The 11,340-nt window shown below is 57.8% G+C and carries 10 protein-coding genes and 1 pseudogene; 9 read left to right on the forward strand and 2 right to left on the reverse strand.

Annotation, left to right across the window (positions count from 1 at the left end):
- Positions 1 to 2 precede the first annotated feature (2 nt).
- Entirely contained in the window at positions 3 to 494 is a 492-nt protein-coding gene (locus tag OSH12_RS23235; RefSeq protein WP_266346018.1) for a PIN domain-containing protein, read from the forward strand.
- Between the two features lie 617 nt (positions 495 to 1,111).
- Here the strand turns inward: OSH12_RS23235 and istB are convergent.
- Positions 1,112 to 1,978, reverse strand: a complete 867-nt coding sequence (istB, locus tag OSH12_RS23240) for an IS21-like element helper ATPase IstB (RefSeq protein ID WP_323180716.1) — start codon at positions 1,976 to 1,978, stop codon at positions 1,112 to 1,114.
- A pseudogene (gene istA / locus OSH12_RS23245) lies at positions 1,975 to 3,462 on the reverse strand (IS21 family transposase). Before istA ends, istB begins: the two are co-directional and overlap by 4 nt.
- A gap of 857 nt (positions 3,463 to 4,319) precedes the next feature.
- Here istA and OSH12_RS23250 point away from each other — a divergent pair.
- The 8 genes from OSH12_RS23250 to OSH12_RS23285 all read left to right on the forward strand — a co-directional run.
- Positions 4,320 to 4,592: a hypothetical protein gene (locus OSH12_RS23250; protein ID WP_266346019.1), complete on the forward strand. Its 273-nt coding sequence runs from the start codon at positions 4,320 to 4,322 to the stop codon at positions 4,590 to 4,592.
- Between the two features lie 384 nt (positions 4,593 to 4,976).
- Entirely contained in the window at positions 4,977 to 5,354 is a 378-nt protein-coding gene (locus tag OSH12_RS23255; protein ID WP_266346020.1) for a hypothetical protein, read from the forward strand.
- Positions 5,351 to 5,902, forward strand: a complete 552-nt coding sequence (locus OSH12_RS23260; protein ID WP_266346021.1) for a hypothetical protein — start codon at positions 5,351 to 5,353, stop codon at positions 5,900 to 5,902. The genes OSH12_RS23255 and OSH12_RS23260 overlap by 4 nt, the downstream gene beginning before the upstream one ends.
- 38 nt (positions 5,903 to 5,940) lie before the next feature.
- The gene (locus tag OSH12_RS23265) at positions 5,941 to 7,353 is read left to right on the forward strand and encodes a DUF927 domain-containing protein (protein ID WP_266346022.1); all 1,413 of its coding nucleotides are present in this window, start codon (positions 5,941 to 5,943) and stop codon (positions 7,351 to 7,353) included.
- A gap of 713 nt (positions 7,354 to 8,066) precedes the next feature.
- Positions 8,067 to 9,329, forward strand: coding sequence for a tyrosine-type recombinase/integrase (locus OSH12_RS23270; RefSeq protein WP_266346023.1), 1,263 nt, complete (start codon positions 8,067 to 8,069; stop codon positions 9,327 to 9,329).
- A 54-nt stretch (positions 9,330 to 9,383) separates the two neighbouring features.
- Positions 9,384 to 10,370: a hypothetical protein gene (locus OSH12_RS23275; RefSeq protein ID WP_266346024.1), complete on the forward strand. Its 987-nt coding sequence runs from the start codon at positions 9,384 to 9,386 to the stop codon at positions 10,368 to 10,370.
- Positions 10,371 to 10,496: 126 nt separating this feature from the next.
- Positions 10,497 to 10,775 (forward strand): hypothetical protein, encoded by a 279-nt coding sequence (locus OSH12_RS23280; protein WP_266346025.1) that lies wholly within the window; start codon positions 10,497 to 10,499, stop codon positions 10,773 to 10,775.
- A gap of 94 nt (positions 10,776 to 10,869) precedes the next feature.
- Positions 10,870 to 11,340: hypothetical protein (locus OSH12_RS23285; protein ID WP_266346026.1), on the forward strand; the 471-nt coding region annotated here is incomplete at its 3' end.

An 11,340-nucleotide genomic window follows, 5' to 3' on the forward strand; every position in this document is an offset into this window, starting at 1 on the left:
CTGTGGCCATTCTCGTCTCAGATACTTCGGTCCTGATCGACCTCGAACGGGCTGATCTGCTCGAGGCTATGTTTCTGTTACCGTTCGAGTTTGCCGTGCCTGATCTCCTCTACACAAGGGAGCTCGCTGGGGAGCTCGGCGACAGCCTGTTACGGCTCGGCTTACGAATGGAAGAATTGACACCCGCAGAGTTGCGGCGCGCGACCACCATCAATCGTCGGCATAGCCGGCTCTCAGTGCCGGATAGCTTCGCATTCGCCATCGCCGAGTCTCGAGGTTGGGAGCTACTGACCGGCGACGGCACCCTACGCGAACTCGCGGTTGCCGAGCAGATCGACATGCACGGCGTGTTATGGCTTTTTGACCAGCTTACGGACGGCAATCATGTAGGCTTCGATCGTCTACATGGCGGTCTAGGCAGGCTATTGACACATCCGCGCTGTAGGTTGCCGCTAAACGAAGTGCGGCGACGCCTCACCCGTCTCGCTCGATAGCTGATACGGTGTCATTGTACGAACAGTGTATAGGGATGATTGCATTCTTGGTGTCGACTACTAACGCCTGACAGTATCGCATGTACCTCACTCCGGAGGGCGACGCCGATCTAATGCAAGGGCAATGTCTCAATCGCAAGCTCCAGGTTGAGAATATTGCTAGGCCCGTACTGTTGTTCGCGTGTGACGAGGCATCCGGATGCAGCAATCAGTCATACGTGATCGACGGTGGCTGGGTTTAGTCGAGCCACCAGGCATGCTGTCCGACGTTGGCAATCCTATAGGATTGGATGTAGCGACGGCCCAACTGAAGGCGCTCGATAGGCCAGGATTGACTGGATGTCTCCGGCCTCGCGCTCCGGCGAGGCATCTACCGCGAGGAGGTCGATTGCCTCTACGTCTGGCGGCTTCTGAGCTTACTGTCCGGCGAGCAGCAGCCACATTTCGCAGGGAGGAACTTTATCTGCCTAGAGTAGTTTTGCGATTTATCGTGTGTCAACGCCGGTCGGATTCCAGGCCAGCGTGGCGGAGTAAAAGCAGGCCATTGCTGGCGATGGCATGACGATATGCAAAGGGGCCCGATCGGGGCCCTTTGCATATCGTGGCGGCGTTCGGGATCAGGGTGTTGTGATCTCGCCGGTATCAGGGTCGACGATCTCTGTGGCTTGGTTTTGCTCCGCCCTTCCGGCAGTGGCGCGGCGGCGGCCGGCGGACTGCTTTAGCCGGTAGCTGTCGCCATTCATGGTCAGGATGCTGACGTGGTGCGTGAGCCGGTCGAGCAGCGCGCCGGTGAGGCGTTCCGAGCCCAGCACCTGTGTCCAGTCCTCGAACGGCAGGCTAGATGTGACGATGGTGGAGCCGCGCTCGTAGCGTTGCGAGAAGGTCTCGAACAGCAGCTCTGCGCCGGTCGATGACAGCGGCACATAGCCGAGTTCGTCGATGATGAGCAGCTTCACCGATGCCAGGTCGCGCTGGAGCTTGAGGAGGCGCCGTTCGTCGCGGGCTTCCAGCAACTGGCTGACCAGCGCGGCGGCGGTCGTAAACGCGACCGTGAACCCCTTCTGGCAGGCCGCCAGACCAAGCGCGAGGGCAACATGGGTCTTGCCCGTGCCGCTGTTGCCCAGCGCGATGATGTTCTCGCGCCGGAGGATGTACTCGCAGCGGGCAAGCTCGAGGACGAGCATCTTGTTGAGGCCGGGGATTGCAGTGAAGTCGAACGTGTCGATGCTCTTCACCGCCGGGAACCGGGCCGCCCGGATCCGCCGTTCCACCGTCCGGCGTTCACGGTCGATCAGTTCGAGCTCGATCAGCCGGAGCAGGTAACGGGGATGGTCGATACCGCCCTGGGCGCACTCTCTGGCCACCTTCTCGTACTCGCGCAGCACCGTCGGCAACTTCAGCTGCTTGAGATGGTGCGCGAGCAGGACCTGGGGCGTGCCGCTCATGGTCCCCATCGGCATCGTGTCGCTGGTCGTCCCGGTCATGCCGCGAGCACCGCATAGTCGGCGGCGGATGTGGTCTTCACGTCCATCTTCGGCAGGTGTGGATAGGCGGCAAGGTCGAGCCGGGCGGGTCGGCGCTCGATGCGCGCCAGCGCGATCAGCCTGACCGCGTCGAAGCCGGCGGCGCCGATATGGATCGCCTCGGTGACCGCGAACGTGACGACGTCCTTGGGCATTGCTTCCAGCAGCCGCAGGACCTGGATAAACTCGCGCTTGCCACGGTTCCCCATCCGCGCCTCCAGGCAGGTGTCGCAGACGCTGAAACACCTCGGGCAACTCCCAGCCCTGCAGCGCGGCGGCCTGATCGAGCGCATTGGGCTTCATCTCGATGAGCGCCAGATAGTGCAGCGGGTTGGAGACGAACACACCCTCGCCGTAGGACCGCGGGTGCCGGGCGATCTCCCTGCCGCCGCACAGGATAACGACCTCGTCGACAAAGCCCTTCACCACGACGTCCTGGAAGCCGTAGGCCGTCGGCACCGAGTAGTCGTTCGTCCGGTAGCGGACGAGCGCCATCGACGAAACCCGCGCTGCGCGCTTCTCGCATGGCTCCAGCGGCACCGCCGGGAGGGCGCGTAGCGCCGCACTATCCGCCACCAGCCGCTCACCGATGGTCTCGCTATGTCGGCCGGCGCGTTCGCCCTGACGGCAACGGCAGCGATCTTCGAGCATGGCGTTCAGCGCCTCGAAGCTCGCCACTTGCGGAATGGGCACCATGAAGTTGGCCCGGGAGAACTTCACCAGCCCTTCGACCTTGCCCTTGTCGTTGCCCTTGGCTGGGCGTCCGAAGCGGTCCTGGAACAGATAATGACTGACCAGTTCAGTAAAGGCGCGCGTGCGCTCGCGCTCCCCGTCGCCGCAGATCTTCGCGACCGCGATCTTGAGGTTGTCGTAAAGGATCGACAGCGGCACGCCGTCGAAGAATGCAAACGCCGAGACATGGCCGTCGAGGAACGCCTCTGTCGTCTCGCGCGGATACGCCTTTACGAAGCACGCATCCGACTGCGGCACGTCCATGCAGAAGAAGTGGATCTTCTGGCGTACCCCGCCGACGATGGCGACAGCCTCGCCAAAATCAACCTGCGCGTGACCGGGCGGATGCGCCAGCGGCACGAACGTCTCCCGACCGCGCGCACGGCAGATCCGCACATAATCCTTCACGACCGTGTATCCGCCAGCAAAGCTGTGCTCGTCGCGCAGCCGCTCGAAGATGCGCTTGGCGCTGTGCCGCTGCTTCACCGGCGCAGCCTGGTCCGCCTTCAGGATGCCGTCGATGGCCGGCAGAAGCGGCCCCAGCTTCGGCTTCCCGACCGGCTTCGTTCGCGTGTAGCCCGGCGGCAGCGAGAACCGGCACATCTTCGCCACCGCTCACGGTTCAGCCCGAACACCCGTGCCGCCTCCCGGTGGCTGTGACCCTCAATGAACACGAAGCGCCGAACGGCGGCATAGCTCTCCACGGCAAACATCCCCGGCCGCCCCCAAAGAGAGCAACCTAGTCCACTGGCCGGATTTTACTCCGCCACGCTCAGCACAACGCCGGCGTTCCTCTGGCTGGTTATGTCACCGCCGCATCCAATCGTGAGACGAACGCGTCGCCGAACTGAGATCCTGTGCCGAACAAGCCTAAGCAGGGGCAGGATGAGGCTGGCGAGCCGCAACTCATGGCAGTTGACCACTTTTGCCATGAGTTGAATGCACCTGTTCTGCGATGTGGCACCGAACACCCGGCGCGTCGTCGAAGAAATGGCGCTAGCGAAGCTCAACCGCTGCGGCATAGTTGAGTTTCGATTCTCTTCCCGCAAGGACGCCAACGTGGCGCAAGCCGACAGCCGCCAAAGTCAGTTCTTGGATCAAGACTCTGACGTGCTCTTCGTCCCAAGATGCCGAAGTGCGTGCACGTGCCCTCTTTGAGATCTGCTCGTTCTTGAGGTGGCCAACGAATGAAAGGCAGAGAAGACTGTCTTCCGACATAATGTTTTATAGATTTATGTTGGCCGAAACAAATGCGATTGGGCTTGGGAATGCACGCGAAATTTCGCTGGATCTAGTTAGAATTATTACAGAATAGGATCTATTCTATCTGGAGAATCAGCATCTCGACGGCGATGTCAGCAGAAGAATGGCATCGTTAGTCAAGTTCATAATAACAGAATATCCCGACGACGATTTCGCTCCCAGTATAAATATGTACATCGAATTGATAGCCGTGAACAATATTCACGGGTTGGGCACGCTATCCGAAACCGGATTTCGAAATATCTTTCGTCCTCACAAATATAACTGCGCACTTCATTTCGTAAACAATCTGCAAATGAACTCTATAATGTCGATCTTTCCTAGAGACAAGGACATGGTGGAAAAGGCTGCTCGGGCTTTGTCGGGATCGGTTCTTCAGGAATTCTTCGGTAAGTATAAGACAACCCTGCAGCAACTGGATGAGCGATCGGACCCGCGTGCCTTTAAGGCTAAGAGCTTTCCCGTTGCTCCCGTCGATTTAGTGCCGTCTCCGATAAAACTGCTACGGCCTACAGGGCGTGACAACATCGTGCGCTTGCTGGCCAAATACCGCGATTTTCCGAATTTAAGTGATCGTTGAGATCGTCGTATACCATTGATATTGAACAAAAATATTCTTTCTGTCGCTCGAACCTTCAGCGATCAGGTGTAGCTTAAGCAACGTCCTGATACCTTCTTCCGGAGCCCTCTCGGTGCCAGATTATGGTCGTTGTCGTAACGAGAGAGGTGAGAATGACTAAAAAAATATCAGGGCCGTCCGGCGCTAGTTTCGACGTATTCCTAACGGAACGGGAACTTGGCCTCAGGCACCATGTCAGCACAAAGACTCTTCGCAATGAAAGAGTCATCGGTACATCTATACAGTACTATAAATTCGGCCATTTGGTCCGCTACCGATTGGCGGTTGTCGTGGCATGGGAGGAACGGCAGCGGCGCTCGTCCACTTCTGATGTCGGAGGCCAAAATGTCCGTTCGCATTGAAAGTATGCTCGCCGCCAGCAGCTGCGCTCGCTTTTTCGGGGACGGGAAGCCGACCTGGAAACAAGGGAAAAAGCAGAAGGCGCCTCTTTCATCGAAGGAGGCTTCAAGTCTGAGATTACAGTTGATCAAGGTGCTCAGGCGGCATGGCAAACGCCGCCCGGATGCACTTGCTTTGGCAAATCGGCTAGCGGACTGCCATGCCAATTCGCGGTGCCTCAGCGGTGCTTGCCCCGAGTGTCGCCGGGCGCTCCAACGGATGTTTGTCGAAGCGGCCAGCCGCTATCAAGCCAATGATAGATGGTTGTTTTTCACTGCTTCTTGCGTCCCCTCGCGCGGCATTCCGGGGGGCAGCCTGAAATGAAAAGCCCGTTTGCACAACAACGTCGAGGACTGCGGCAAGCACTGGATGAAGCCGGGGTGCGGGTCGCCTTCGGCGGATTCGATATTAGTTTCAACGAGCACGAGAAGGGTGAATTTGTTCCGCACTGGAAGCCCCATGCTTGGATACTCCTGGGTCTGGATCCTTCAACGGCAGAGCTCGAGGCATTTCGAGGCCTAATGAATGCTCTGAACAAGTCAGACGTGACCGGCCGCTACTCATTTGCGGCTTCTCGTACGCTCCGCCTGAGAAAGTTTGACGGAAAACTGGCTGGCATCGCTTACGCATTGAAAACGGACTTTGAGCGTCGCGTGACGGTACCGCCCGGATGGCGAGCGGGAACAACAACTCGTCAGAACACGCGGCACCGTCCGCTAACCGCCGATCAAAAGCTGGAGTTGGCTCTATCGCTCGATAGAATCGGCATTTCCTGCAGGGTATTTCTACACGGCCTCCGCATGGTCCATACCAAATCGGGGCCACGGCTTAAGCGTTGCCATAAGCAACTCAGCTTGCCGAGACCTAACTAAAAACTGAGTGAACTGCACTGCCATCGCCACTCCTGGCGATGGCGCTCGCCGCCGTGTCGACCGTGTCGGCAGTGTCACTGCGCAATCAAATCCCCCAAAAGGCCACCTGCCGACACGATGTGTCGGCTGTGTCTCCGTGCCTTGCAACAGGAGAAATCAAGACCAAGCAACCTGTCATCCGAAAAATCTACAATGACTACGACGAGGCGACTGAACAAGCGTTTGAAGTGTTTCAGTTCAGGGCGATCGGCGGTCGCAGGCGACATGTTTCCATCGAGCGGGAAAAGGCCCAGAACGCAAAGTACGTCGTTGACGAATTGCTAAGAAAAAACATTGACCTCGCTCATGTGGACGATTTGCAAACGTCAGTTGAAACCGCGATCAGCAGCGAGCCGGGTACAAGGCGAAAGTATGCAAAGCGGCTCGGCTGGCGCAATCGCGGGAAGAGCTTTGTGACGGCGATGGAAACGCTCGGAGCGCCAACATCCCTCAAGACGCTGCCCCCGCGCTTCCTAAGCGCCAATCAACACTGTTCCATCGAGCGCGTGGGCACCGTCAACGCCTGGAAGGAAGGGGTTGCCGCGATCTGCCGCTACTCTGATGTCGCGATGCTTGCCGTTGCGGCGGCTTTCGCGGCGCCTCTTCTGAAAAGCAGCGGCCTCCAATCATTCGGCATCAATATCTATGGCCGGTCGAAAGTTGGAAAAACGGCGTCACTGCTCGCAGCGTCTTCATTCTACGGCATAGGTCGAGAGCCCAGGCTGCCGAACTGGAATTCATCTCCCGCGGCGCGCAGCGAAATGGGGCGAATCGTTAGCGATCTCATGTTGCCCGTAAATGAAGTTGGGCTCGCCGCCAGTTCCAAGAAGGCTACGTACGACACGATCAGGCAGTTCATTTACGCGATAAGCGAGGGCAGAGATAAGAGCCGCCATAGCCTCTCTTCGTTTGCCTCCTCGTCAACCAGCGCCGAGTTCAGGACGATATTCGTATCAACCGCCGAGCACTCGTTTAATGATCATGCGGCCGCCTCCGGGCAGACCCGTGACCTTGGTGAATATGCCCGTTGCCTAGATGTACCTGCAACTCGCAGCGGACCGATCATCTTTGATCGGCGTCCAAAGGGGGCATCGCGTGTGTGGGCTCAAAAGCAGCTACAACTCATGCGCGAGGCTTGTGAAGCGAACCACGGCGTTGCCCTTCCCCCTTTTATTGAGCACCTAGTTGGCCTCGAAGGCGGTCTACGTGAAAGGGTTCAATCGCTTATTGAACACTTTACAGCTGGCGTCCCATCGAGTGCCAAGCAGGGAGTTCTGCAACATGCCGCCAAGAATTTCGGTCTTCTCTATGCTGGGGCATTTTGGGAATCGAAGCCGGTTTGCTGCCATGGGATGCAGCCAAGTTCGAGCGGGCTGTCAGCAAACTGTTCTCTCGCTCGCTGGAAAATATAAACCTTGCCAACGATCTAACAGAAAATGCTCGATCTGTCCTTCGAGCTAAACTGGCTGGTCCGAGAATCTTTCGTTGGGAGAAGAATGGGGACTTCGGTCCCGCTGCATGCGATGGCTTTGTGCGATCCGTGGGTGGGGAGCAAGAGTATACGGTCCACACCAAAGCGTTTCGCGCCTGGTTTAATAGCTCCCGTGAATTCTCTGCCGCATTCGCAATCCTAGTTGACGGCGGATATCTGAAGCCCAAGAATTCAAGCCGTTCTAGAAATCCAAACTCGATTGATTGGGCGGAGCAGACGCCGAAATGGCCAAAGGGCAAGGGAGTTCGCTCGCTTGTCTTTCGTGACCCCTTCTAGCGTTCAAGGTTAATACGCGGCGCCATTCTAACAAGAGCAACGAGCCTCACCCCGCGCTCGTTTGCTCACGACGCGCTCACAACTCACATCCAGAAAATACTGATCGTTTACGTAACCGATTAAAATCATTGGTGGAGCCGAGGGGAATCGAACCCCTGACCTCTGCAGTGCGATTGCAAGTGCTAACTTCAATCTGAACTTTTCTGCCGTCTTCCTGATTGCGCTAGTCCGCTGTTTTTAATAACTGAAATAGAAATTGTCTAGTCGTGTCGGTTTTCTGGAATAGGCGCATGTCTTCCCTCCTTTCGTAATTTGTGGTGAGTATTTGGTGAGTAGCAACATCGAATGGGATAGGCTTTGCCCAAGCTCACCAAGCGGACTGTCGAAGCTGCAATTCCACGCGACCGCCAATTCACGATCTGGTGCAGCGACCTGGCTGGCTTCGGCGTATTCATTAATCCGACAGGAAAGCGAAGCTACTTCGTCGACTATCGGAACGACGCCGGGCTAAGGCGTCGGATGACCATCGGCCAGCATGGCAAGATCACGACTGAGGAAGCCCGGAAGCTCGCCATCGCGACCCTTGGAAGCGCTGTGCGCGGAAACGACCCCGGCGGCGAGCGAGCTGAACGGCGGAAGGCCATAACGGTCAGTGAGTTGTGCACGCGCTATCTGGAGGGATCATATTCGGGTCTGGTTACAGGGCGGCGCGGCACTCGGAAGAAGCCGTCGTCCCTGCTGATTGAAGCGGGTCGGATCGACAGGCACATCGTTCCCTTGCTTGGCCGTCGGCTGGTCAATGAACTGGTTCCTGCCGATGTATACCGGTTCATGCGAGATGTGACCTCGGGCAAAACGGCTGTCGTCGCTGTTTCTGACAAAAAGCGGGGCAAGGTAGTCGTGACAGGCGGGGCGGGTACTGCCGCCCGGACCGTTGGGCTGCTTGGCGGCATTCTGTCCTATGCTGTATCGGAAGGCATAATCGAGACTAATCCCACGCGCGGCGTCAAGAAGCCTGCCGGGCAGCGACGCGAGCGCCGGCTGTCGCCGGATGACTACCGGGCTCTAGGCCAAGCCCTGCAAAGGGCTGATGGTGAGGCCGAGACACCGCAAGTAATCCAGGCGATATGGCTGCTGGCGCTGACGGGATGCCGAAGGGGAGAGATTGTCTCCCTGCGCTGGTCCGAGGTGGACAGTGACGGGATGAGCCTTCGTCTTCAGGACAGCAAGACCGGGGCCTCAGTTCGACCGATCGGATCGCCGGTCATCAACCTGCTTTCGACGATAAAAAGAGATCCACAATTATTGTTCGTTCTGCCCGCAGTCCGAGGCGACGGGCCATTCGGCGGCTTTCCGCGAGGTTGGGCTCGGATCATGGAGCGCGCGGGGCTCGAAGACGTCACACCGCACACGTTGCGTCACTCGTTTGCATCGGTTGCTGGCGATCTTGGCTTCGCTGAATCGACCATTGCTGCATTGATCGGCCACGCAGCGGGATCGGTTACTAGCCGCTACATCCATCGTCTTGATTCCGTGATGGTGGCCAGCGCCGACAAGGTCGCAAAGGCCGTGCTCGACCAAATGTCCGACAGTTCTTCTGGTTTTCCGCCGAAGCTCTAGACAGTCCAGCCGTCCGGCCCTAGGGGAATTATTCTCCAGATGATCGGAAGCCCAATGGCCAAAGCCAAAGATGATTTCAGCTACGAGCTTAGACCGCTCCCTCCGACCAAAACGGTTTCGCTGACGGACGCGTTGAGCTTAGCGCTGTACGGAGGTCTTCCGACACCTATTGATTCATCGACTGGCTCCGAAGTCTACGGCATTGTTGGGGGTCCAATCGAACGAGATGGGCGTCATATATATTTTGTCAAACAAGACGGCATCTCCAGAGAACTGAGAGGGCCCAATTCTCTCGATGTCGCCAAGCCGGGAGCACTGATGTTCGGAATCCGGGCAGCAAGAGCGAAACAAGTCCCCAGCAAGACAGACAATGTCGGCACCGACAGCGTCTCTGTCGAAATAGCCAACGAAGACCTCAACGACTTCAGTTTGACACCCGAAGACTGTGCGGAATTTGAATTACGATACGCCGACTTTGAGGAGCGCTTGTGTAATGCAGCCGCTTCAGGGGAGGTAAAGTTTTTCGGCATCAAGGTACAGGGCGCAATTGTTACGGATAGCTCCGACATAGAATTTGACCTTCTGGAAATCGAATCTCAGTACTTTTCGGCACATCGAGGCTTTGATGATAACATCATCGAAAGTTATTCTTATTGTTCGACCGAACTTCGTCCGGATAGGACCGAGGAGGACGAACAACTGCTATCTAGCTATTACAACGTTCATCTCCAAGCAAAGGGCTTCATTACCTTCATTAAGCGCGAATACCCCGCTATCCTCGATCTTAAGTTGCAGCAGCGCCTAATGGCCGTTGCTGAGAAGGAGCGGCTAGCGGAAAAGCTCGCAGCCAAGCTGATCGAAGCATTGCGAGATGAAAAACGGATCACCCGGGAAGCGGCGCTGACGATTGTCGGCTGTCCAAGTGTCAAGACACTTCGGTTTATCGAGATATGGGGCCGTGCTCATGCTCTAGCGAAAATCGACCCTAAATCTGGCCGTCCACCTAAGCCGAAAACCTCCTCACCGAAAACCTCCTCATAGAATCACGTCCGCTTACTATTTCCGCGCTTCGACGCAGCTTACCTCCTTGTGACATTAGCGGCTGGCCATCGCCGCGATCGACCGGCGGCATCCTGCTGCTGGAAATGTCAGAAAGCGAGGTAGTCCATGCCTAACGAATCCGAGGGGGCCACGCCGGGTGCGGCGTATCCCTGGGCCGATACCCGGAGCCCGAAGCCGCGGCTGTCTTCTACGGAGGCCTCGGCCTACCTGCTTGAACAGCACGGCATCCACGTCGCTCGTGCGACCCTGGATAAATATCGCTGCGTTGGCGGCGGCCCGTCCTTCCATCGCTTCGGCAAACGCGTCCTGTACCTACGCGACACGCTCGACAGCTGGGCCATGCACCGCCTCGGGCAGCCCCTTGACAACACGTCCCGCACCTAGCGCGACCTAGCCCTCTTTCAAGCCCTTCCAGACTGCATCCCGTCGAACCGCCTCGGTTCGGCGATCCCTTACCCATGTCTTTTTGAGGTCAATTGTGAACGACAAGATTCCTTCTAAAATTTCTAGGATTCCCGCCAGCGCCAAGACCGACAAACGCCGCTACGACCTGCGCACACTGCGCGAGACGGCATCCTTCACCATCGAAGAGCTTGCGGTGGCCACGAACCGGACGGTGGCGACGGTCCGCGTCTGGATCACCGAAGGCCTTCCCCTCATGGACGACAAGGAGCCGAGCCGTATTGCTGGCTGGGCCGCCAAGGCTTGGCTGGGAGCCAAGTGGAACGACCGGACCAGCGTCTGCAGCCCGTTCGAGCTTTATTGCTTCAAATGCGCCGAGCCGCACGAGCCGGCGGCCGGCTCGTTGGCGATTGGCCGCCGTGGCAACTCCCTGAACGCGACGGCTCGTTGCAACTATTGCGGAACCACTACGCACCGGGGCGTGAAGCCTGAGGACGCCATCGCTATGCTGAAGCGCTTTGGCGGGTCGACGGAGGAAGTAGATGGA

Origin of the sequence: Kaistia terrae (genome assembly GCF_026344005.1) — a bacterium.
Classification (GTDB): domain Bacteria; phylum Pseudomonadota; class Alphaproteobacteria; order Rhizobiales; family Kaistiaceae; genus Kaistia; species Kaistia terrae.